Origin of the sequence: Streptomyces sp. SID3343 (assembly GCF_009865215.1) — a bacterium.
Taxonomy (GTDB): Bacteria; Actinomycetota; Actinomycetes; order Streptomycetales; family Streptomycetaceae; genus Embleya.
Genome location: NZ_WWJX01001301.1, coordinates 1 through 22,703, shown reverse-complemented (window position 1 = coordinate 22,703; position 22,703 = coordinate 1). Strand labels below are relative to the sequence as shown.

Here is a 22,703-nt window from a genome sequence, read left to right as displayed (position 1 = left end):
CGAGTCCGGAGTCGGCGGGTCGTCCGTCGGCGCGGCGGGTTCGGGCCGGGTCGTCCCGGGCCGGGGAGGGTGCCGGGTCGGTGCCGGGCCCAGCGCCGGTACCTCTGTGGCGGGCGGCGGGGGCGGGGGGTCGGTGACGACTTCCATGTCCCACCGCAGGGGCTCGGCGTCGTCGGGCGGGGGCCGGTCGGTGTCGCGTGCCCCGCCGTGCAGCCACGTGCGCAGCCGTTCCCAACGCCCGGCGCGCCCGGCGTCGGCGGCTGTCTGTTCGCGGTCGGCGGCTGCCTGTTCGCGGCGTGCGGCGCGTTCCGCGCGGCGCGCCGCCGCCTCGGCGTGCGCGGCTTCGGCGGTGGCCTGGCGGGCGCGGGCGCTTTCGGCACGGTCGTGGGCGCGGTCGCGGGCGTGGTCGCGGGCGGCGCGGGCGCGCATGATGTCGGCCCGTTCGTCCGCGCTCATCCGCATGAGGGCGCGGACATCGTCGTGCATGAGGTCCCACGCGGCGCGGGCGGTCGCGCGGTCACCGGGCCCGTGCGGGAGCAGACTCCAGGCGCGGACGAAATCGCCCACGTTCGCGGCGTGCGCGGCGGCGCGGGCGCGTTCCCAGTCGATCCCGTCGTCGCCTTTGCCCTTGGCCTTGTCCTTGTGTGCCTGGGCGGCGCGTTTGCGCACCCTGTCGTGGTCGAGGAGGTCGAAGGCAGCCGCGCCGGTCGCCTTCGGGTCGGAGGTGGCGCCGATCAGCCGGCCCGCCTTCTCGAAGTCGCCCTGGTGGATGGCGTCGGCGGCGGCGTCCGCCGCCACCCAGTCGACGTCACCGAAACCCTCCGGGCCCTGTGCGACCTTGTCGCGGCCTTTCCCGCCCCGGGCCTTCTCCTTGCCCGAGGGCGGGACATCCGGCCCGTCTCCAGGGCGTGCAGGGCCCTTCCCGGAGCCCTTGCGGCCGTCACCACCGCCGGGCTTCCCGCCACCGGAACCGCCGGACGGGCCACCCGACTTCCCACCGCCGGACGGCCCGGACGACTTCCCGCCGGACGGACCGGACGAAGCGCCCCCGGACGGACCGCCCGAGGAACCTCCGGACGGACCGGACGACTTCCCGCCCGACTTGCCGGACGATGGACCACCGGACTTCCCGCCCGACGAACCTCCGCCGGACGGACCGGACGACCCGCCGGACTTGCCGGACGGACCGCCCGACTTCCCGGCGCCCGTTCCACCCGACTTCCCGCCGGTCGAACCGCCCGACTTCCCGGACGACCCGCCGGACGGACCGCCCGACTTCCCGCCCGACGAACCACCACCGGACGGACCGCCCGACTTCCCGCCCGACGAACCGCCCGACTTGCCGGACGACTTGCCACCGGAGGACCCGCCGGACGGGCCGCCCGACTTGCCGGCGCCCGTTCCGCCCGACGAACCGCCCGTCTTCCCGGACGGACCGCCGGACTTCCCGCCGCCGGTGCCGCCGCCCGAACCGGATCCGCGACCGCCACCCGACCCCGACCCCGACCGGCCGGACCCGGACCCGGCTCCGGAGCGCCCGGAACCGCCGCCCGCGTGGCCCCCCGCCGCGAGCCGGCCGCTGTCGTTCCCGGCCCGGTCGGCGCGGCCTTTCACCCCGGCCTGCTTCAGCTTGGAGTTGTGCTTGGCCATCGCGGTCTCGTGTCCGGTCCGCGATTCCAGCAGTGCGACCTTCCGCGCCAATTCGGCCTCGCGGAATGCGCGCTCTTCCTCCATACGGGCGTGACCGCGCGCGATCCGGTAGTCGATCCAGTCGCCGACGCGGTCGGTGAACGTGCGCGGATATTCGGATTCGGATTCGGAATCCATTTCGTCGTCGGAATCGGGATTCGAGTTCGCATCGGCCCCCGCATTCCGCGTCGGCCGCGCGGTTTCGCGGGCGGCGGTGTCCGCCGGATCGGGAATCGCGGGCACCACGAAAGCGAATTCCCGGAAGCTTTCCGGCTCGCTTTCCGGCTCCGTTTCGTCGGACGGGTCGGGGTCGGGGTAGTCGGGGATCGGCGGCGGCACGTAGTGGTCCGCGTGGTCCGCGCCGGGGAACTGGATCAGCCGCCCGTCGCCGCTCGGCGGGGGGTCGGTGGGGCCGTCGTCGTCGGTGGCCACGGCACTCCTTCCTGGACTTGACAAACGAGGGGCCCTCGTGTGCACGCGCGTGCACGTGCACACGTGCACGCATTACGCGCGCGAGGCCCCCGCGGCGCTTCGCGGGGGCCTCGTACGAGGGCGGGTCAGTGGTGGGGCGGATGCCGGTCGACGACCTGCTCGGCGTACCGCAGCAGGTCGGTCCAGATCCTCGCGTCGCCCGCCGCGCGCCGCTGGATCGCGGTCAGCACCAGACGGGAGATCAACGCGTACGCCGGCCACACATCGGCCCGGCCGGCTTTCGCCTCTTTCGCAATCGCGGTGCGGACCAGACGCAACCAGAATTCCATCGCGCCCTGCTCGCCACGACGTTCGCGGGCTTCCTGCAATTCCCTCTTGCGCCATTCGCGGGTTTTCTCCCGGCGAAGTTCGGCACTGGTCAGCGGGGCCTTCACGCCGACTCACGACCCAAGTCGTAGAGCGAACTCGGAGAAGCAGCATAACCCGCATTCCCACCCGATTGCAATCGCGGGTCGTTCCCCGGATTCGCGAGCGGCGGCGCGGGCCTCAGCGCGGGATTGTTCTTCCGTTCCCGGGCGAGGGCTCGGGCACGGCGCTTTTCCGGGATGTCGTGCATTTTCTCGGCGTAGGCACGGCGCTTGCGGGCGGTCTTTTCCAGGGCGTCCGCGAGGGCGTCGAAATGCTCCAGGATGTCGCCCATCGCGCCTTCGACGGGCCGGGCGCGCCAACGGGCGTCCCAGAACCGGTCGCCCTCGATGTGGTCGCCGCGCAGGCGTACCCGGATCTCGCGGGCGAGGGCCGACATGTCGGCGCTCACGCACAACAGGTTGCGCTGCACGCTCGCCATGTAGGCGGCGCACTCGTCCGGGTCGGCGGCCACCCTGCGCAGCCACGCCGCGCGGGCCTCGGGCGTCGGGGCCGGCGCCTTGTCGGTGCTCTTCACTACTGGGTCTCCTTCGTGGCGGCCCGGGTGGGCCGGCCGATCGGAACGGATCGGGGCGGGGCGGGGCGCTTCGGCGTCCATCCCGCCCGCCCGGCCGGCGCGAGGCCGGACGGGCGGGCGGAAAAGCAGCCGGGCGGGTCAGTCCCGCTCGCGCTCGGCGTCGCGGGCGTCCATCTCGGCCATGAACGCGGCGTACTCGTTCATGTCCATCTCCTCGTAGGCGGCGTGCATCTGTTCCATCTCCCGGCGGCGCGCAGCCGCGGCGGGGTCCTCGAAGTCCTCGAATTCACACACGGGTTCTCCTCCTTGATGCGGGCGGGAACGCGCGAGGGACGGCCCCCGGATCGGGGCCGTCCCTCGCGCGGTACTGCTCGTGTGTCGGTGCCGGGTCAGTCGCGGGCGGGCACCTCCGGGTCGTGTCCCGTGGCCGGGTCGTAGCCGGCGGCCACCAGGGCGACGGCCGCGGCCTTCGTCGTGGACGCGGTGCTCGCGGTCTTGCCGATCGCCTTCTCGATCGCCGCCAGCTCGACGTCCGCCGGGGCCGCCGCGAGGATCATCCGGGCGACGAGGCGGACCCGCCGCTGGTGCGGGGTCAGACTCGCGACGTCCTCCGCCTCGATCGCCCGCCGGGTGTTCTCGGCGACTCGGAGCCGCTCTTCTGCGACTTGCCTCTCGGCTTCGACGACTCGCGCTTCGGCTTCTGCGACTCGGGCTTCGGCCTCCGCCGTTCGCACCCGGGCCTGCGCGGCGCGCTGCTTCTCGACCTCCGCGAGCGCGGCGTCGGCCGCCGCGCGCTTGTCGGCTTCTGCGACCCGGGCCCGCTCTTCTGCGACTCGCCGCCGCTCTTCTGCGACTTGCCTCTCCTCCGCCGCGTCGCCCAATTCGGCGATCGCGCGCGAGCGGACGTCCGCCCGCGCCTCGGCCTCGGCGACCGCCCCGCGGGCCTGCGCCCCGGCCACGCCCTCGGTCGTCGTCAGGTCCGCCCGCAGCGTCGCCATCTCCTTGCGGTGCGCCATGCGGGCCTTCTCCGCCTCGTGCTGGGCGCGCTCGGTGTCGAGTTCCAGTTCGCGGGCGCGCCGGTCGGACTCCTGGCGGCGCCGCAGTTCCTGGCGGGCCATGTGGTCGGGCAGGGCCAGGGCCTCGTCCACGGTCAGGCCGAACGGCTCCAGCTTTCCGGGCAGTCGGGCCAAGGCCTCGGGGCTGCCCTCGGCAAGGCGGGCCTTGCCCAGTTCCTGCTTGTACTCGTTCCAGGCGTTGAAGATCGCCCGTTCGCGTTGGCGGTCCATGGCCTCGGCGTAGCCGACCTCCCACAGCTTCATCGCGCGGAAGATGCGCCAGGTCGGGCGGGGCGCCAGTGCCCAGCGGTGGCCGGGGATGACGTCGTGGTCGGCCGGGAGCGCGGCCTGGTGGACCAGGATCCGGCGGCCGGCCTCGACCCCGATGACGAACAGGACCGGCATCAGGCCGTGGCTCGCGGCCTTGTCCAGGTTGTCGGCGATCGCACCGTGGGCGGCGGCGTTGAAGTAGATGCTCGCCGCCGTCATGCCGTGCGCGAGGACCCGCAGCAGCGGCCAGGAGGTGCGGATGCACGCCATGAACAGGTCCAGGACCAGACAGGTCACGATCGCCACGTCCACGCCGACCGCGAAGATCCTGGCGTCGCCGGTGGAGAACCCGAACACGGTGTGGCCGGCGGAACTGAGGTTCCCGAAGGAGAGGTAGAAGCCGGCGGCGCCCATCACGCACCCGCCGAGTGCGGACGCGATCCCCAGCGTGATCTTCACCCCCCGACCGGTGTCCGCCGAAGTCGCAGAAGGACCGACCGAAGTCGTAGAAGGAGTGGGGCGAGTCGTAGAAGCCGCAGGGCGAGTCGTGGAAGGGGCCTCCGAAGTCGCAAAGGCAAGGTGCCTCTCGGCCCGCTCGGAGGCAGTGTCGAGGACGTACCGCGCGGGAGCCTCGGGGCCGGTCGCAGAAGCGGTCGGGCGAGTCGTGGAAGCGGCGGGCCGAGTCGCGGAAGACCCGACCGAAGTCGTGGAAGGGGCGGGCCGGGTCGTCGAAGTCGAAGCGGCAGCCCGGCCGGGCGCCGTGCCCGGCGGGTCGATCGTCGTCGTCATCTCTCTCCATCCGAGGTGTGGGTACAGCGACGGGCACAGACCCGACCGGTTCGGGGCGGGGCCGCGATCGACCATCGTGGCCGACCGACACACCGACACCGAACCGGCGCGGCGCGGGTTGGCGGTTCTCCTCACCACCGCGACCCGGGGGCGCGGTGGTGGGGGCAGCCGTCAACGAGACGTCCGGTCCGGGCGGGCCGTACCGGATCGTGTCCGGTGCGGCCCGCCCCGGGCCGACGGGGTGTGGTCAGCGGTGGTCGTCGGGCTCCGCGGCGCGGATGTCGTGGCGTTCGTCCCAGGGGCGCAGGATCCACAGGCCGGTGCCGCCCAGGGCCGCTTGGCGGTCGAGGCAGGTGTCGACGACGTCGCACAGCGGTTCGGCGACGAGATCACCGAACGCGGATGCCCAGACGAGGACCTTGCGGCCGAGGAGGGCGTGGTCGCCCAACCACTCGATCACGATGCTCACGCCGACGGCGAGGAGCGCGAGGGGCCCGATCAGCACCAGCGCGGTGGTCCAGGCCGCCCGGCGGCACCGGAGGCGGGCGCTCACGCGGCCCCGTCCGGCTCGGGCACGGACACCACGAGCAGGACCGTGTCCAGGCCGCTCGGGCCGGGCGTCACGGTGTCCATCAAGGCCCGCGCGGCGTGGGCGCGGCACGGGTTGATGTCGAGCAGGCTCCACACCCGGCCCGACGCGCCGGGCACGCCGTCGACCAGGTCGACGGGCACCGCCAGGACGGCGGCGAGCCCGGCCGGGACGGCACAGGGGATCGGGATCGGGATCGGGGGGTCGGCGGGTCCGGGCATCCTGTACTTCACGGTGACTCCTCTGTCTGTCTGTGGGGGTTCGCCGAGCGGCGGGCCGGTGATTCGAGCACCGGCCCGCCGCGTTCATGTAGTCAGGTACGGGGTTTCGGGTCCGGCCGGGTGGGGGTTGGTCCCCGCGGGCCCGAAGGCTTCGGGGGCCGGCCCCCACCCGGGCCGCTCTTCGGCACGCGCCGAACCTCAGTCCCGGTCGGCGTCGGCGCGGCGGTGTTCGTTCGCGGCCCGCGCCGTTGCCGCCGACCGGGCGTTGGCCTCACGCACCCGGCGCCGCAACGCCTGCTCCTGCTGCTCCTGGAGGCGCTTCTCGTCGTCGGCCACCGGTGATCAGCCCTCGGCGGCGGCGCGGGCGCGGTTGCGGGCGGCGCGGCGCTTGAGCGCCCGACGCTCGTCCTCGCTCAACCCGCCCCACACCCCGGCCTCCTGGCCGGACTCCAGGGCCCAGCCCAAGCACCGCTCTATCACGGGGCAGCGACGGCAGACCGACTTCGCCTCCTCGATCTGCAAGAGGGCGGGGCCGGTGCTGCCGATCGGGAAGAACAGTTCCGGGTCTTCGTTCCGGCAAGCAGACGCGTGGCGCCAGTCCATTACTCTCCTCCGGTGGTGTCGGTGACGACGGCGGTGACGGGCCCCTTCGGGGGCACCGGCGGATCGGTCGGCCTCGGCTTGGCCGGCGGCCGGATCGGGGTGGTCGTCGGCATCAGTGGCCCGCCTTCGCTTCGGCCCGGTCCTGCGACTCCTTCAAGCGCCGCGCAGCGGCATCCGCCGCCGCCCGGACGGCAGCGGCCCGCCGCTGCGCCTCCTCCGCCTGACGACGCGCCTCCGCGCTCACCGCTGCGTCGCCTTCGCGGCGCGGGCCTTCATGTCCATCGCCCGCTTGTGCAGCTCGTCGGCGAAGCGGCGCTCGGCCTCGGCGGCCCGCCGCGCGGCGTCGTCGCCGCTGTTGTTCGATGCGATGATGTTCACGCAGGGTTTTCCTCTCAAACGGTGTCCTGCGCGCGGTCCCGGGCTTCCACCCCGGGGCCGCACCTGTTTTCCGGCCGCTCCAGCAGCCGTGAGGGCCGACACCTGTACAGGTGTCGGCCCTCACCGTTCCTGGAACGCGAGCACCCCGGGGCATCGCCCGGGGTGCTCGGTTCGTACGTCGTCGCAAATCAGGTCGTCGCGGCGGCGAGGATGTCGGCGTGGTCGAACGCCAGCGGGGGCAGGTCGTCCAACGGCCACCAACAGGTGGCGGTCGCGTCGTCCCCGGGCTGCGTCGGGGTGTCGGCGGGGACCGTGACGGCGTAAGCGACGGTGACGTAGCGGCCCCTCGGGTCGCGGTCGGGCCGGTCGAACACACCGACCTGGCGCAGGTGACCGGCGGTCGCCTGTACCCCGGTCTCCTCCTCCAGTTCGCGGGCGGCGGCGGCGAGGCTGGTCTCTCCGGGGTCGACGTGGCCGCCCGGCAGCGCCCAGGCGCCCTCGTGCGGTGCCCAGCCACGCTTGATCAGCAGCACCAGGCCGTCCGGCGTGGTGACGATGATGTCGGCGGTGTAGCGAATGATCTCGGCGATCTCGGTCATGTTCGTTCCTCTCCAGTGATGTCCTGTCGCGGGTCCGGCTGCTCCAACAGCCGTCCGGGCCGACACATGGATGAAGGTGTCGGCCCGGACGGTTCCTGGCGGCGACGGCAGCGCCCGGGCGGGTGAGTGGTCACCGCCCGGGCGCGCGATTCGGGTGGGGTCCGGTCAGGCCGGGACCGTGTCGTGCGCCTCGATGTACGCGAGGTGGTCCGTGACGTACCGGCTCAGGTCCCGCGCCCCGCTCACGATCACCTCGAGGTGGGAGTCGGGCATCGCGAGGGTGAACTCGTCGCCGGCGTACGGCGTTTCGTCCGCGTGCCAGATCAGGCGGAACCCGTCGGCGAAATGCATGCTGGCTCCGTCGCGGTGGGCCTGCCACAGGTCGGGGTCGGTCAGCCACACCCCGGCGGTGTCGAGCTGGTAGGCACGCCGCGCCGCGATGTGCTCCTGGTCCCGGTCGACGAGCAGCGCAAGCCGCTCGTCCAAGCCCTCCGGCAACGGCGTGCCCTCCTCGTTGGCCTGCCGGGCCGAGTACAGACGCTGATGCACCGGGCCCAGGATGTGCTGGGCCGCGCCGTCGCCGACGATCGCGGCGATCACGGCGGCGGCCCCCACGATCGCGGCCCGCCACTCACCGGGAACGGTGGTGGTGTGGTGGTACGCAACGACCGCGCCCAGGGCGCCGACGACCACGCAGATCGAGGTACCGACCGCGTCCAGGACGGCGACCGTGATGTGACGGGTCGCCGCGTTGAGCCGGGTGAGCTTGTTGTTGATGTTCACGGGTGCAGCTCCTTGTGGTCGGGTACGGCCGCGCCCCGCCCGTGTGGTGCAGTGCGGGCGGGGCGCGGTCGGTGAATGTGTGTGTCAGGCCTGGTTGTGGGCGAGGATCGCGAGGACCTGACCGACGGTCGCGGGGGTGATCGTCGTCTCGATCCGGGACTCGGCCTGTGCGACGGCGAAGATCCCCAAGTCCGCGTGCCAGACCAGGCGCAGGCCCGGAGCCAGCGCCATGCTCGCGCCACCGCGGCGGTGGTGTTGCCACAGGGTCTCGTCGCCCAGCTGCTCGCCGTCGGGACCGAGGTGGGCGAGAACCTTGTAAGCCATGCCCAGCGGCTCGATCGGGACATCGTGCTCGGTGGGCGCATCGCCCTCAGGCACTTGGTCGCGATCGTCGTCGACCCGCTCGACGGCCGACGCGACACGGGCCCACTCGGCGCTGCGCCGACGACGCGTCGAGGCGTCGGCCTTCGGGGTGGCTTGCGGGACCGACTGTTTCGGGGCTGTGGGGTCCGCCTCCGCAGCCGTGCGGGGCAGGCCCGCCAGGCCGTAGGGCAGGGGCGGCGGGCTCGACGGCTGGACCTTGGTGGTGCGGCGGGCTCCGGTCTCCGCGCCTCCCTGGGCGAAGTGCCGCTGCCACAGGTCGGCGTCGATGTCGAGGGTGAGCAGGCGGTTGCTGCCGATGCAGCGGTGCGGCCGGCCGAGAGTGCCAGCGGGCTCGGTGTGGTGCGGTACCAGGTGAGGAGTGCTGCGGATCCCGGTCATCGGGGTCCAGCATCCGCAGTCCGGGCACACCAAGTGCTCGTGGCCCGGGCTCAAGTCGAGGGCGGTGGGGCGCAGGCTCGACACGGCCAGCGGGGGCCGACTGCTGACGCGCAGCGTCTTGCTGCGGGTCTTCGTGGGTCGCTTCCGGGCGACCTCCGGAACGCGGGTGGGGGTGGGTGTGGTCACCAGGGGCTCCTTGCGGGGGCGGAGGTGGGGCGCGTCACGGTGCTCTCTCCGCCCGCCAGGCCTCCCGCATATTCCGGGTCGTCCTGGTGGACAGACAGCGCAACGGCGCTGCGAGTCGAACAAACAGGGAAGTCGCGAACACCGGGGGATTTGGTGGTGCTATCACCCACGGCCACCTGTAAAGGCGGCGACAACCACCGCTGTGTGAGGCGGTGCACCACAAGGTAGACCACTATCCCCCTCCAGCGCTAGTGGTAGCGCTAGAACGACACGTAAGTTAGTCTCGTAGTGCACCATCGAGCAGAGAGGAGGTAGTCATGTCAGAGCACATCGGATACGCGGATATCGCGGCGCACTACCGGCGCCAGATCCAGGACGGAGAGCTGCGACCCGGCGACACGCTGCCGTCGTTGCGACAGGTCTGTGAACAGTTCGGCGTAGCCCAGACGACGGCCAACCGCGCGTACCGGCGGCTCAAAATGGAAGGGTTGACCCTCGCTAAGGCCGGGGTCGGGACAATCGTCGCGGGCCCAAGCAGCAGCAACATCGCGTCGCGTGTCCAGATGTACGAGGCCACTGGTAGCGCCCTCGGCGGCGGCGAGTCCTCTCACATCCTTGACGTCGGCACGGTCGGCGCGGATGAATTGGTAGCGCCGCGACTTGACGTAGCCCCAGGGACACCAGTCCACGTCCGCCGCCGGCTCGTGAGCCGGGGCGGCTCTCCGGTCCACCTCAGCAGCTCCTACTACCCCGCGTATGTGATCGCCGTGACTCCCGAGTTGACCGAGCCGGTTTCCACCGGAGGATCGCGGGAGCTGGCTGCAGAGCGACTGGGAGCGGCTCAGGACCGAGTGCTGGAAGAGGTGACGTCCCGCCTCGCGACCGAGTCGGAGAAGTCCACCCTCGGCCTCACGGCCGGGGATGTCGTTGTAACTCAAGTCGTGCGCACCGTGTCCCTCGCGGACGACCGCGTCGTAGAGGTGGCCGTCAAGGTGGCCGGTGGATCGACCATCCTCCAGTGGACCACGTCCCTTCGACCACCGATTGACTAAGCCCAAGCCGATCACAGTGACCACCTCTTCTTCCGTCGCGAATAGGGGAAGTTGGCGATCACCTTGCGCCGGCTCGACCGCTGCAAAAAGTGACAAGTGGGGGTGACATCTCGAATGTCACCCCCACTTGTCACCTCCGCACGATCAAGGTGCCGTGTCAGTCTCGGCACCAGGAAGGGCCGGCCCCGCTCCCCGGAGCGCGCGGACCGCGCCGCCTGTAGGACGAGAAAGGGACACGCGATGGCTGATGAACGGCCTGACTGGGCCCGGCGGATGGTCGAAGAACGCGCAGCCCGCGATTGGTCGCAGGCTGACGCGGTACGCGCCATGATGGCTCGCCTCCCGGAGGACCAGGTGGTCGGCGAACAGGACCTTCTACGACAGTGGAAAAGGTGGGAGGCGGGCGACGCTCAACCACTGAAGTACCGGTCCGTGATCGCCCGCGTCTTCGGTACGACGACCGGCGCCTTCTTTCCCCAGAGCAGCCGCCGCGACGGGCGGGCGGAGGTATTGCAGGTCAGCGGGATGGACACCGTGGACATCATCGCCCGGCTACGCGCCAGCGATGTCGACGCGGCAACACTGGATGCGCTGCGGATCACGGCCGACCGGTTGTGCTGCGAGTACGCGTACATGCCAGCCGACCAACTGCTCATCGAAGGCAGGGCTTGGCTGGGACGAGTCGCCGGCCTCCAGCACCAACGGGTGAGCCTGGCACAGCACCGCGAGATCATCGCGCTCGCCGGGAAACTGTCGTTGTTGGTGGGCTGTGTGGAGTACGACTCCGGGCGGCCCCGCGATGCCGAGGCCACCCGCCAGGCCGCGCTGATGCTCGGTTCCGAGTCCGGAGAAATCAGCGTTCAGGGATGGGCCCATGAAATGCGCGCGTGGTTCGCACTGACCCGGGGCGACTACCGCGGTGTCATCGCAGCCTCGGAAGCCGGCATCGCCATCGCTCCCAACGAAAGCGTGGCCGCTCAACTGCACGCGCAGGCAGCGAAGGCTTGGGCACGGCTGGGGGACAGGGCACAGACCGAAGTGGCCTTGGACAAGGGCCGACTGCTCCTGGAACGGCTGCCATACCCGGAAGACATTGAGAATCATTTCGTTGTAGACCCGGCAAAGTACGACTTTTATCGGATGGATGCGTTGCGCAAGGTCGGCGAAAATCGCCTTGCAGAGCAACTGGCCGTCGAAGTCATTCGCGCGAGCACCGACTTCGACGGAGTCGAGCGGTCACCTATGCGAATCGCGGAGGCCCGGATCACGCTGGGCGTGGTCGCGGCCCGCGAAGGCGACCTCGACACGGCGCTGGCCTACGGGGAACAAGCCCTCGCGGGACCCCGGCGATCGCTGCCATCTCTGGCAATGGTGTCCGCCGACCTCGGACAAGTCCTGCAATCTCGCTACCAACACGCAGACGAAGCCCGGGATTTCATCGCCCACCTGCGCGAGTTGCGGGGAGCGCAGTGACCGAACGGCCGCCGACACGGCACAACGACGCACGCTCGGTGATCCCTTGTAGCGGTATGGTGGTCCCGCTTTCGATTGGAAATGCAGAGAGCCCCCAGGACCTTGACCAAGTCCGTACGGGGGCTCCCCCGGCGGCCGATTGGCCTGCCGGTACACACCTTCTAGCACAAGGTGGCTTGCGTGAAGCAGCCTACCCGCACACGCCAGTGTGCATGCAGCACCCCGCCGTGGAAGCGATGCAACGCTGTCGCTCCGGCCGCTACAGCTACTACTCCGCGTTGCCCGGCAACGTCTTCGCCGGTCCGTGGCCCCGTGGCATCTCGGGGACCGCACGACAAAGCCCCCGCTGGGACGGTGACCGTGTCACGTCGGCGAGGGCTCACAGACTCCCGATCGCCCATCCGGCGATCGGTTCCGTCGGCGCCTTTCAGGCGCACCTCTGTTGTGGTGTGGGGGTGGATGACATAGACGCGCTGGGCGGCTGAGCCGCCGGGACGCCGGCCTCCGCAGTGGTGGAACACCGCGGGCCTACTACGTCCCCACTTACAACTACTCGCCCTTGGGCGAGGTCCCGATCTTCCGGCGGCAACCGGTCTGATCAGGGGCAATACGAGGGTTCTCTCCAGAACCAGCACCCGCGAGGCGGGGGCTTTGTCATACCCGCGCGTCGCGCGAGGGAAGGACGTTGTCATTTTGCATGACGCAGGCGGTCCGTGTCTTGTCGGCACGGCCGATTTCACTCGATCCACTGCTCCGCGGAGCCCGGAAACGCAGGTCGGCGGACATCACCTGGCCCCGGATTTCGGCTTGTTTGAGCCGGTCGGCATCGATGTGTCGACGCCTGGCTGGCGACGCGTCGACACGGCGGAGCGATCTTCCTCACACCACCGGGCCGTGCCGATGCGTGTCACACCGATCGGAATTTCGACACCTCTAAGGGGCGTGCACACCTCCGTCACTGCTTCCACCTACCCCTCCCCTGCGCCCAAACCGCCCGCCTCCCCCATCTCGCCTGGCTGCGCCGGGTCCGGGACGTGGCCGGCGGCGTTTCGTCGCGGTGGCCGCCGCGCCGCCGCTGCGGTGGCGTCCGTCGCGTCGTCGACAGCGCGGTCCGTGCGGGGCGCGTACGGGCCCCGCTGTCGTGTCGAGGACTTCGTGCCGGTCGTCGAGGCACAACAGTGGGTCTGGACGACCCGATCGCGGATCGCGGACGCGATGTCCTGGCTCCAGGCGATGCAGTGGTCGGTGGAGATGCTGGTGCCGGGCCTGTCGACGGAGTCGACGATGCCTCTGGCGCGGGTAATGGCTCGGCTGAGCGAGTACCGGCCCGGGATCGAGTACCTCGCGCGGGCGTCCGGGGTGAAGGAGCGGACGGTCTGCAACCAGTTGCGGGCGTGGCGCGAGGCGGGCCTGATCGCCTACGTCCTCAAGGGCGGCCGGCGCGGGAAGCTGCGGTGGGCCTCGCGGTGGGCGCTGGTGATCCCGCCGATGTACGACCGCGCCCTGGGGATCGTCACCGAGGGCCGGGGCCCCGGCCGGCGCATGGTGCGCGTCGTCGGCCGCGCCGGTCGACGGACCATCGCCCGCCTGGCCCGCTTGACCGCCCGCAAGCGCCCGACCCGGACCGGCCGGCGCTCCTCACGGGTGGGTCCGGCGCGAAAGCGTTGCAGGGGAGGGGTTAGGGGTTACCAAGAGCTTTCGACTGCCGGACTTATTGGGTTCCCCCCTGAAGAACTCGGCCACGGGACCGCAGCCGGCTCGATCACGAAGGAAACGGACAAAAAGCCCCGGCAGGGCGGACCGGGGAAGCGGAACTCCTACCAGCTGCGGTGGGCGCTGGCCCGGGACCTGGTCCACCGGGTGCCCTGGCTCGCGCGGGTCGACGTCGCGCGGGTCTCGTGGGTGGCCCGGGAGGTCGCCGACGCCGGCTGGAGCGCCGATCTGGTCGTGGCCTGGCTCGACCAGGCGGGCGGCGACGTCCCCGCCCACGTCCACCGACCCTCCGGCCTGCTCAAGTACCGCCTCGCCGCGGCCGCCCGCGCCTGGACCACACCCGAGCGGCGAGCGCGGGCCCTGGAGCAGTGGCGCGACTCCCGCACCGCGGCCGCGGCCCGGCACCGCGAGTGGGACCAGGCCGCCGACGCACCGCCCTCGGGCCCGTCGGCCGAGGCCGCGGCCCTGATCGCCCGGGCCCTGACCCCGGCCGACGTCACCCACGTCGACGACCAGGAGCACGCGGACGATCTGCCGTTGCGCGAGGACGGCCTGCCCGACCCGGCCGCGATGACCCGCGACCAACTCGCCCGCATCCGCCACGAGATCAGCCACGACCGCAACGACCTCGAGATGAGCGCGATCCCGACCCTGATCGCCTTCACCGAGGACCCCGACTACGTCCGCGCCCTGTACGGCGACGACCTGGTCGACCGCGCCCAACACTGGGCTACATCGACCACGATGAAGCTCACCGGGACGGGTACCCGGTGACCGCGCCCACCGACGACGTCCGCCCCCGCGACCTGGCCCGCATCGCGCTGCGATCCGCCCTCGCCGCGGCCCGCGACCGCACCGGCGACACGGCCGCGAACCGGACCCGCACCCGCAGGCCGTCGGCGGCCCGGACCGACGACCGCGACCCGCAACCCCTGGGCGGCCTCCTCGAGCAGCTGCTCGCCGACCACGGCTGGACCGCGCCGGTCACCGGCGGGTCCCTTGCCGACGTCTGGCCCCGGGCCTGCCCCGAGTACGCGGACAAGGTCACCGCCGGCCACTACGACCCCGACACCGGCCGCTTGGACCTGCATCCCATTTCACCCACATACGCCACCCAACTACGGTTGCTGGAAAGCGCGTTGATCAAGCGGATCAACACGGCCGTTGGCGCCGAGACCGTGCGTTCGTTACGTGTGGTCCCACCCGGCAATGCACCCGGCACACCTCCGGCCCGCGCCAAACCCCGACCACACCCCGGCGCCACCGCCGCAACGCCGCAGCACCGCATCCCCGAGGCGCCGCCCCGGGAGTCGGTGCGCGACGTGGACCGACACGGCACGCACGGGCCAGGACCGGCAGGTCGGAACGCGTGGGCCCGGGCCATCGCCCGAGCCCGTCGAGAACGCCACCAGGCCCCAACGGCCCGTCGCGACGGTGAACTCGACCCATCCGGCTCGATCACGAACGACACCGACATCGAAACGAACGGAGCGGTCCGTGGGCAGGATCGGTGACGGCACTCGTCGGCCGTTCCGGACGGTGCATCACGGACGAACGCGGACGGTGACGTAGAGATCCCCGGCTTCTCCTCCGTTGCTCCCCGGTCCACCGAGTCCCTTGAGTCGTACTCGTTGTCCGTCGCGGACGCCGTCGGGAAGACGGACGCGCCTGGTCTCGTACCTCTCTGCCCGACCGGAGCCTTCGCACAAAAGGCAACCGAGGAGGCCGGCCGGCTTCGCCGCGCCGGCGGCGCATTCCGGGCAGGGCCAGGACACGCGGACGGGCACCGGCACCACCAGCGCGGAGACGGTCTCGCCTTGATGGCGGATCGTGATCTCGGTCGTGTCGTCCCGTCCTCGACGCGCTGCGGCCGCGTCGGACGGGCTCCGCCCCAGATCGGTCGTCACCTGTTCGTCGGCCGGCATGACCTTCGTCGGTGGCGGCGTCGTGGCTCGGGGCCGTGGCGAGTCCAACCCGAGGCCGGGGAACCTGAAGAGATCGTCGAACGCCCCAGCAAGGCTCCCCGTCCCGGCCCGGTTCACGCGTGGCGCGGCCCTACCGGACGGTCCGATCGGTTGTTCCCCGGTGTCGGACGGCGCTGGGGCCGGTTGGACCTTGCGTGGGCGTCGGATGTGCCGGAATTTCCGGATCTCATCGAGGATGTCCACCACCTCCCACGCCTTGCTCGGCCGTTCCTCGGGCTTCTTAGCCAAAAGCGAGGCCACGAGGTCGTCCAGGCCGGGATGGGCATCGGGATTCCGGTCCTTCAGCCGCGGTGCCTGCCGGAACCGGTGCTGGTCGGCGAGTTGCCAGGGAGTCCCTTCGAACGGCGGCTTCCCGGTGAGCATCTCCAGGAGGACACAACCGAGCGAGTACAGGTCGGAACGCGATTCGAACTCCCCGTCGAAAAACTCGGGCGCCATGTACGCCGGGCTGCCGGTGAGCACCCCGGCCACAGTGATGTCGTGTCGCCGGTCGGTGGTCTTGGTGATGCCGAAGTCCACGACCTTGGCGCTCACCCCTTGCGCGCGCGAGAACGGGACCATGATGTTGGACGGTTTGATGTCGCGGTGCACCAGGCCGCCGAGGTGCGCCTCGCGCAACGCCGACCCGACATCGATGGCGATACCCAGAGCGGTCGGCAGGATCGGCAGCCGATCCAGGAGCACGGTGCTGAGTGGGCGCCCCTCCACCAACTCCATGACGATGTAGGCGTACAGACTCCCCGAGTCCGTGACCGAACCGAAGTCGTGCACGGTGACGATGGTGGGATGCGAGAGCCGGCCGGCGAGCATGGCTTCCCTGGACAGCCGTGCCAATTGTTCGTCGACGTCCATGTGCGCGCTCACGGCTAGGACCTTGACGGCGACCGCACGTCCGAACTTGCGGTCGAGGGCCTCCCAGACCTCACCGAACCCGCCCGAACCCAGTGGCCTCAGCAACCGATATCGCCCGTCCAACAAGGTCTTTGCGCGCACGACTCCCCCTGAATCCCTGGCCACACGGTTGCGTCCTCCACGCTATGCCGAGCGAAAGCACCGGCGGCAGAGGTTTCGACGACGTTGCGGACCAATGGCCGCAGAAACGGCTCATCCCCGGCCCGCCGGCCCGACCCGTCACCGGACTCGAACGCGGACCCCGTTCGCCAGTCTGGGCGAAGTCCCGCACACGGTGCGAGGTTTCGACAACATGGAGTCACCATCGGTTCGGAGGGGACGTTCATGGGCAGCTGCCAGAGGTCGACGGCCAGGAACAACGGGAAGACCTGCGCCAACCCGACCCGACAGGGACAGCGCTACTGCGGCAAACACGGCGGCGGCAAACGCCCCGGCGGATCCAAGCGCTCGAGGAAGAACTCCGGCGACGGGTGCGGCGGCCTGTTCATCCTGGCGCTGACCACGCTCGTGCTCCTCGCGCTCGGCATCCTCATGTGACCGCGGCATCGAGGCCGCCGACCGTCATGGAACGCCGGACCCGGCGACCCCACATCCGCGTGGCCGGGCCGGCGGCGATACGGCGACCGCCCGGCGTCGTTGGACGGGTATGGACGATGACCTCCACAGCCGGATCGAGACCCTTTCGGACGCCGCCTGCGAGGTGTTGACCACGGTCACCGCCACCGGCTGGTCGCCGTGCGCCGCGACCGACGCCCTCGGGGCGATCGAGACTCTGGTCGGGGCCCTGGGCCGGCTCGGCCCGCCGGCCCGGTCCGCACTGGCGCCGGCCCTGGCCGCGACGGCGACCCTGCGGGCCCTGATCTCGGCGTCGCCACCCGGACACGACGACGCCACGCCGCGGTCGGGACACACGCACCCGGCGGACCCACACCGGCAGCCCGAGTACTGGACGACCCGCGACATGCGTGTGGCGGAAGTGTTGTGGCTGTACGCCCAGGAAGGCCGCGGCGGTGCGATCGCGGACCTGTTCGCCTCGCTGCCGCCCCAGGCGATGGTCGAGGCGGTGGACCGACGCGGCCGAGGCGAAGGCTGGCGCGCGACGGTGGAGGAGTTGGCCCACCGCCACGCCACGTGAGCCGGCCGGGCCGGGTGCGCGGTCCGGTGACCGGACGGGGGTCGACGGACACCGGACCGCGCAAGCGCCGACCACGGGGGGTTGTCGACGCCCCCACGCGCCTACCCGCTCCGTAACCACTGACACCACACCGTGTGAGCGAGCATCGAGCCGGCCGGTCGAAAGGCGATCCGCGTCCCCCGCGATACACACAGCGATACATACGGCAAATGGGGACTGATATTTGGATATCAGCCCCCCGCCGGTGGCGTAAGCGCAGGTCAATGGGCCTGTATGCACCCTCGGATGCGCGCAGACTGGCAGGGAAACTCGACGTATCCCCAATCCCCCGACGCCCGGTGCCCGGCACGACCAGGCGGCGCCGGCCTGCTCGGACCATCCCCTTGTGATCGGGTGGCCGAATCGCCGAACTGCGCGAAGAACAGCTCTTTCTCGCGATAACGTGCAGGTCAGAAGGCCTGCTCCCCGCGCATGCGGGGTTGACCCCTCGCCCACGACCCACCGCAACTGCTGCTGCCGCTGCTCCCCGCGCACGCGGGGTCGATCCCCTGTGGGACGCCGCGGTCACCATCCGCGGATCCTGCTCCCCGTGCATGCGGGGCTGATCCTGATTTGGGATGTTCCGCGCGTCGCCCCGACCCATTTGATGCTCGGTGCGATCGTGTGATCACCGTGTATCGATCAAGGTCGGGGTGCTCGGGTGTTCGCGTGGGCGATGCGGCGTCGGGACCGGCGTCGGCCGCCGGTGGTGATCTGTGGCCACCGTCGGTCACCCGACCTCGAGGACGCCGGCGGCCTGTGGCACTGCCGGCGGTGCGGCTACCAATGGGGGGCGAAGGCGCGGTCTGGGAGCCGCGGCGCCTTGTTCCCTCGCCGCCCACCCGTGCTGAGTGGGGCGCCGTTGTGCACCCGCGCGGACGCCGTCGACGAGCCGACCCGTACGAGGCCGACGACGCCTGACGGCGGGACGGCGAGCACCAGGCGCACGGGCCCGCCGCTCGTCTGCGCGCCGGTCGGGTGTCACCCGTTCGAGTGGGCCTCGCGTACCCCACCGCGGCTGTGGAGACCTGCGCGCCGACACCATCGCCGCGGCGAACGCCGCGCTGATCGCAGCCCAGGCCGACATCCCGATCGTGCAGTTGTGGGGTGAGGGGCTGCCGGCCTCCGTGGACGGGCTGCGCTTCCAGGTGCCGGTCCGCACCATCAACGCCGCCCCGTCGCCGAAGTACTACGGGTTCAAGCGCGGCATCACCTGCCTCAACGCCGTCAACGACCAGGTCGCGGGTATCGGGCAGATGGTCGTGCCCGGCACGCCGCGTGACTCCCCGCATATCCTGGACGCCCTGCTGAACCTGGACGGGGGGTGAAGCGGAGATGGTGGCGACGGACAACGCCTCGTACTCCGACATGGTGTTCGGCCTGTTCAAGATCCTCGCTACAACCTCAGCCCCCGCCTCCGCGACCTGGACGTCAGCGGTTCCGGCGGGCCACGATGCCCGGCGTCGAGACCGGTACGCACGGCCCGGTGGAGGAGCCGGCCCGTAACCGGGTCAACCTGACAAGGTGATCACGCACTGGCCCGACACGCTGAAGGTCGCCGGCTCCCTGGTCACCAACCAGGTCCGCGCCTACGACCTGCTGCGCATGTTCGGCCGCGACGGCCGCCCCACCTCGATCGGGGCGGCGTTCGCCGAGTACGGGCGGATCGCGAGGACCGAGCACCTGCTGCGCGTGGTCGACCCGGTGGACGACACCTACCGCCGCCAGATGAACCGGCACCTGACCGTGCAGGAGTCCCGCCACAAGCTCGCCCGCGACGTGTGCCACGGCAAGCGCGGCACCATCCACCAGGCGTACCGGGAGGGGAGGGAGGACCAGCTCGGCGCGCTCGGCCTGGTACTCAACGCCATCGTGCTGTGGACCACGAAGTATCGACGCGGCCGTCGCCCAGCTGCGTGCCGGGGGCCACGAGATCCGCGTCGAAGATGTCGCCCGGCTCTCTCCGCTCAAGCACCTGAACCTGAACCTGAACCTGCTCGGACGCTACAGCTTCACCGCGAGCGTCCCGGTCGCCGGCACCCTGCGGCCGCTGCCGTGATGCGGACGCCCCGGACCTGGGCGAGGACGACGACGGGCAGGAGTAGCACGCCGCGCGCTCTTCGGCTCAGGTCGCGCGCGGGACGCCGTGGCGCAGGCCGTCGAAGAGGAGGTTGGTGATCTGGCGGGCTTCGTCGAGCCACCCGTCGCTCACGCGCATGGCGCAGATACCGCCCAGGGCTCGTAGCAGGGTGGGGCCGGTGACGTCGCCGCGGACGGTGCCGGCCGTGGCGCCGGCGTCGAGGAGGCGGGTGAGGGCGTCGCCCATATGGGTACGGGCGACGCCGAAGACCGGTGAGTCGCTCGCCATGATGCTCTCCAGCGCGACGGACATGCCTTTGCCCACGGCCGCGTGGTCGACCAGCAGGAGCAGGAAGCGGCGCAGGGCCTCCGCCGGGGCGTGGTGCTCCAGCAGCTGCTCGGGTGCGGCGCACAGGTCGTCGACTTCCTTACGGTAGACCTCCTCGATCAGTGCCTCGCGGGTCTCGAAGTGCCGGTAGAGCGTTCCGACGGCGACTCCGGCGCTGCGGGCGATCTCGTCCACGTGCGCGTCGGTGTCGCCGGCGAGGAATGCTTCGCGGGCGGCCGACAGCAGGGCTTCGCGGTTGCGGCGCGCGTCGGCGCGCAGCGGGCGTGGTGACGGCAAGGGACCTCCTTAAGGTGAGTCCGGTTCCGTTTATGTGTATCGTTTCCGGAGTCAGGTTCATCTTACGGAAGGGTTATCCGATGCCGATCACCGATGAGGGGCTGGAGGGCCTACGAGTCCTGGTCACCGGCGGCAGCCGGGGCCTGGGCGCGGCGACCGTGCGCCGGTTCGTCGCCGCGGGCGCGACAGTGCTGACGGCCTCCCGCAGCCGGCCCGGAGTGAACAGCGGCGCCACCTTCATGCGGGCGGACCTCTCCACTCCGGAGGGGGTGGCCGACCTCGGCCGCCGCGTCATCGACCACGTGGGCGGTGTGGACGTCCTCGTGAACAACGCGGGCGCGGCGAGCGCCCCGGCGCCGACCCTGAGCCGGTCGGACGAATCCTGGCAGGCGGACCTGGGGATGAACCTCCTCAGCGCCGTGCGCCTGGACCGGGCCCTGGTGCCGGGAATGGTCGAGCGGGGCTCCGGCGTCGTCGTGCACGTCTCCTCGATCGCCGGCCAACTGCCTCAGCGCACCGAGGCGTCCTACGCCGCCGCCAAGGCCGCGCTCAACACCTACAGCCGCGAACTGGCCACCGAGGTCGGCGAGCACGGGGTGCGCGTGGTCTGCGTCCTGCCCGGCTTCGTGGTCACCGACGGTGCCACCGCCCACCTGAAACACATGGCAGAGAAGCAGGGCATCACCACCGAAGAGGTCACGCGGCAGATCGTGGACCGCCTGAAGGTCCCCATGGGCCGCCCCGGAGATCCCGAGGACGTCGCCGAGATGATCGCCTTCCTCGCCTCCGGCCGCGCGAAGTGGCTCACCGGAGCGCAGTTCCGCGTCGACGGCGGCATCATCCCGACCGTCTGAGCAACCACCGACCAGCACGAACAGGACTCCCATGCCCATCACCCTGACCTCCGTGATCATCGACGCCGCCGACATCGAGAAGGAGGGCGCCTTCTGGCACCGGCTGCTCGGCGGCTCCCTCACCCCCACGCCGACTCACCACTTCGTTCAGGCCCCCGGCCTCCCGGTGATCGTCGTCCAGTCCGCCCCCGGACACACCGCCCCGAACTGGCCGGACGGCACCTCCCAGCAGATGCACCTCGACTTCGGCGTCGACGACCTCGCAACCGCCGACCGCACGGCCACCGAAGCCGGCGCCACCCGACTGCGCCCCACCGACGAGGTCACCGCGGAAACCCGCACCGGCACTCGCGTCTACGCCAGCCCGGCCGGACACCCCTTCTGCCTGCGCTCGACCTGAGCTGCCGGTCACCGTCCACCGAGCCGCGTCTGTCGTCAAACGATGGCGCCATCATGGGATCAACGCACCGCCCACGGATGATCATGTGGTCGTGGAGGCACAGGTGCGTGATTACGGGTTTTCGCCGGCACAGCAGGATGAGATCGGGAGACGCCGGCGCGAGGGACAGTCGTTCAGCTTGATCGGTCGGGCACTCGGGGCACCGATGCAGAGCGCCCGCCGGTTCCTGTGCCAGAGCGGCGGTGTCCGCCTCACCCCGCAGCAGCGATCGGAGCGGCACCTGAGCGGCAGTGAGCGCGAAGAGATATCCCGCGGCATCGCCGCCGGGGAATCCGCCCGGCAATTGGCCGGGCGGCCGGCCCGATCGCCTTCGACCGTCTCCCGCGAGATCGCCCGCAACGGCGGACGAAGCCGCTACCGTGCCACGCCCGCCGATGCGGCCGCGTACGCGCGCGGGCGACGACCCAAGCAGGCCAAGCTCGCCCAACGACCGGCTCTGCGCGCCCTGTTGGAGGCCAAGCCGGCTCTGTGCTGGTCTCCCGATCGGATCGCGGGGTGGCTGCGACGCCGGTTCCCTGGTGACACCGCCATGCAGATCCCGCACGAAGCGATCCACCTCTCGCTCTACGACCCCCGTCGCCGCCGGGCCATCGACCGCAGCCTCACTCGGCGCCTGTGGTCGGCCCGGCCCATGCACCGCCCGAAGATCGCCCGCCGTCCCACCGGGCGGGGCATCATCCGCGGCATGGTGCCCATCACCGACCGCCCCGCCGAGGCCGAGGACCGCAAGGTCCCCGGCCATGGGGAGGGCGACCGCGTGATGGGCACACGGCCCTCGGCGGTCGCCACGCTCGTCGAGCGCACCAGCCGTTACACGACCATCGTCGCGCTGCCGGACGGCATCAAGGCCGAGCAGGTCGCCCCGCACCTCACCAGGAGCCTCCTCCGCATCCCGCCCCAACTGCGGCGGACACTCACGTGGGACCGCGGCAGGGAGATCGCCGAGCACCATCCACCGCGCACTCCCGAGGGACCGCCTCGACACCGGCCGCGCGCGATGGGTGTGCACCGCGTGCGGGGACAGTCGATCGGTCGTCACCCGCAGCCTCGACGAGATCACCGCACTCGCCGAGCAGT

At 71.2% G+C, this 22,703-nt stretch carries 24 protein-coding genes and 1 pseudogene; 10 read left to right on the top strand and 15 right to left on the bottom strand.

Translation table 11 applies throughout. The features are described 5' to 3' along the window. The 13 genes from GT354_RS41245 to GT354_RS41185 all read right to left on the bottom strand — a co-directional run. Positions 1–2,121, bottom strand: a 2,121-nt coding sequence (locus GT354_RS41245) for a hypothetical protein (protein WP_161357554.1), incomplete at its 3' end; no start/stop codon positions are given. 125 nt (positions 2,122–2,246) lie between these two features. Further along, positions 2,247–2,555, bottom strand: coding sequence for a hypothetical protein (locus tag GT354_RS41240; protein ID WP_161357553.1), 309 nt, complete (start codon positions 2,553–2,555; stop codon positions 2,247–2,249). Then, positions 2,552–3,064, bottom strand: a complete 513-nt coding sequence (locus GT354_RS41235; RefSeq protein ID WP_161357552.1) for a hypothetical protein — start codon at positions 3,062–3,064, stop codon at positions 2,552–2,554. Before GT354_RS41235 ends, GT354_RS41240 begins: the two co-directional genes overlap by 4 nt. Before the next feature lie 138 nt (positions 3,065–3,202). Further along, positions 3,203–3,358 (bottom strand): hypothetical protein, encoded by a 156-nt coding sequence (locus GT354_RS41230; protein ID WP_161357551.1) that lies wholly within the window; start codon positions 3,356–3,358, stop codon positions 3,203–3,205. 95 nt (positions 3,359–3,453) lie between these two features. Continuing rightward, positions 3,454–4,848, bottom strand: a complete 1,395-nt coding sequence (locus GT354_RS41225) for a DUF2637 domain-containing protein (RefSeq protein ID WP_161357550.1) — start codon at positions 4,846–4,848, stop codon at positions 3,454–3,456. 577 nt (positions 4,849–5,425) lie between these two features. Then, complete coding sequence (locus GT354_RS41220; protein WP_161357549.1) at positions 5,426–5,731, bottom strand: hypothetical protein; 306 nt, start codon at positions 5,729–5,731, stop codon at positions 5,426–5,428. Then, complete coding sequence (locus GT354_RS41215; RefSeq protein ID WP_161357548.1) at positions 5,728–6,000, bottom strand: hypothetical protein; 273 nt, start codon at positions 5,998–6,000, stop codon at positions 5,728–5,730. Before GT354_RS41215 ends, GT354_RS41220 begins: the two co-directional genes overlap by 4 nt. Positions 6,001–6,186: 186 nt before the next feature. Further along, positions 6,187–6,324 (bottom strand): hypothetical protein, encoded by a 138-nt coding sequence (locus tag GT354_RS41210; protein WP_161357547.1) that lies wholly within the window; start codon positions 6,322–6,324, stop codon positions 6,187–6,189. 6 nt (positions 6,325–6,330) lie between these two features. Next, the gene (locus GT354_RS41205) at positions 6,331–6,591 is read right to left on the bottom strand and encodes a WhiB family transcriptional regulator (RefSeq protein WP_161357546.1); all 261 of its coding nucleotides are present in this window, start codon (positions 6,589–6,591) and stop codon (positions 6,331–6,333) included. Between the two features lie 240 nt (positions 6,592–6,831). Next, the gene (locus GT354_RS41200) at positions 6,832–6,969 is read right to left on the bottom strand and encodes a hypothetical protein (RefSeq protein WP_161357545.1); all 138 of its coding nucleotides are present in this window, start codon (positions 6,967–6,969) and stop codon (positions 6,832–6,834) included. Between the two features lie 188 nt (positions 6,970–7,157). Next, positions 7,158–7,568 (bottom strand): NUDIX hydrolase, encoded by a 411-nt coding sequence (locus tag GT354_RS41195; protein WP_161357544.1) that lies wholly within the window; start codon positions 7,566–7,568, stop codon positions 7,158–7,160. Between the two features lie 165 nt (positions 7,569–7,733). Then, complete coding sequence (locus GT354_RS41190; protein WP_161357543.1) at positions 7,734–8,351, bottom strand: hypothetical protein; 618 nt, start codon at positions 8,349–8,351, stop codon at positions 7,734–7,736. Between the two features lie 84 nt (positions 8,352–8,435). After that, entirely contained in the window at positions 8,436–9,299 is an 864-nt protein-coding gene (locus tag GT354_RS41185; protein ID WP_161357542.1) for a hypothetical protein, read from the bottom strand. Between the two features lie 317 nt (positions 9,300–9,616). Here GT354_RS41185 and GT354_RS41180 point away from each other — a divergent pair, with 317 nt between their 5' ends. From GT354_RS41180 to GT354_RS41165, 4 genes are all read left to right on the top strand, one after another. After that, a complete protein-coding gene (locus tag GT354_RS41180; protein WP_161357541.1) occupies positions 9,617–10,351 on the top strand; it encodes a GntR family transcriptional regulator in 735 nt (244 codons plus the stop codon). Between the two features lie 240 nt (positions 10,352–10,591). Then, entirely contained in the window at positions 10,592–11,824 is a 1,233-nt protein-coding gene (locus GT354_RS41175) for an XRE family transcriptional regulator (RefSeq protein WP_161357540.1), read from the top strand. A 1,113-nt stretch (positions 11,825–12,937) separates the two neighbouring features. Continuing rightward, complete coding sequence (locus GT354_RS41170) at positions 12,938–14,311, top strand: hypothetical protein (RefSeq protein WP_161357539.1); 1,374 nt, start codon at positions 12,938–12,940, stop codon at positions 14,309–14,311. Then, positions 14,308–15,051 carry a DUF721 domain-containing protein gene (locus tag GT354_RS41165; RefSeq protein ID WP_161357538.1) on the top strand — a complete coding sequence of 248 codons (744 nt, stop codon included), beginning with the start codon at positions 14,308–14,310 and terminating at the stop codon, positions 15,049–15,051. Before GT354_RS41170 ends, GT354_RS41165 begins: the two co-directional genes overlap by 4 nt. Positions 15,052–15,081: 30 nt before the next feature. On the opposite strand, the gene GT354_RS41160 is transcribed toward GT354_RS41165, so the two are convergent. Beyond that, positions 15,082–16,515 (bottom strand): protein kinase, encoded by a 1,434-nt coding sequence (locus GT354_RS41160; RefSeq protein ID WP_202512051.1) that lies wholly within the window; start codon positions 16,513–16,515, stop codon positions 15,082–15,084. A gap of 243 nt (positions 16,516–16,758) precedes the next feature. Here GT354_RS41160 and GT354_RS41155 point away from each other — a divergent pair, with 243 nt between their 5' ends. The 3 genes and pseudogenes from GT354_RS41155 to GT354_RS55095 form a co-directional block, all read left to right on the top strand. After that, positions 16,759–16,971: a hypothetical protein gene (locus tag GT354_RS41155; RefSeq protein ID WP_161357536.1), complete on the top strand. Its 213-nt coding sequence runs from the start codon at positions 16,759–16,761 to the stop codon at positions 16,969–16,971. Positions 16,972–17,080: 109 nt separating this feature from the next. After that, positions 17,081–17,569: a hypothetical protein gene (locus GT354_RS41150; protein ID WP_161357535.1), complete on the top strand. Its 489-nt coding sequence runs from the start codon at positions 17,081–17,083 to the stop codon at positions 17,567–17,569. Positions 17,570–18,636: 1,067 nt separating this feature from the next. Continuing rightward, positions 18,637–19,667: pseudogene (locus GT354_RS55095) on the top strand (Tn3 family transposase); the annotation flags it as partial. 66 nt (positions 19,668–19,733) lie between these two features. Here GT354_RS55095 and GT354_RS41140 read toward each other — a convergent pair. Further along, entirely contained in the window at positions 19,734–20,312 is a 579-nt protein-coding gene (locus tag GT354_RS41140; RefSeq protein WP_161361772.1) for a TetR/AcrR family transcriptional regulator, read from the bottom strand. Between the two features lie 80 nt (positions 20,313–20,392). Between GT354_RS41140 and GT354_RS41135 the strand changes: the two genes are divergently transcribed. From GT354_RS41135 to GT354_RS41125, 3 genes are all read left to right on the top strand, one after another. Then, positions 20,393–21,166, top strand: coding sequence for an oxidoreductase (locus GT354_RS41135; protein ID WP_161361770.1), 774 nt, complete (start codon positions 20,393–20,395; stop codon positions 21,164–21,166). Positions 21,167–21,197: 31 nt separating this feature from the next. Further along, positions 21,198–21,566, top strand: coding sequence for a VOC family protein (locus GT354_RS41130; protein WP_161361768.1), 369 nt, complete (start codon positions 21,198–21,200; stop codon positions 21,564–21,566). A 205-nt stretch (positions 21,567–21,771) separates the two neighbouring features. After that, the coding region (locus GT354_RS41125; protein WP_237535956.1) for an IS30 family transposase at positions 21,772–22,703 on the top strand (932 nt) is incomplete at its 3' end.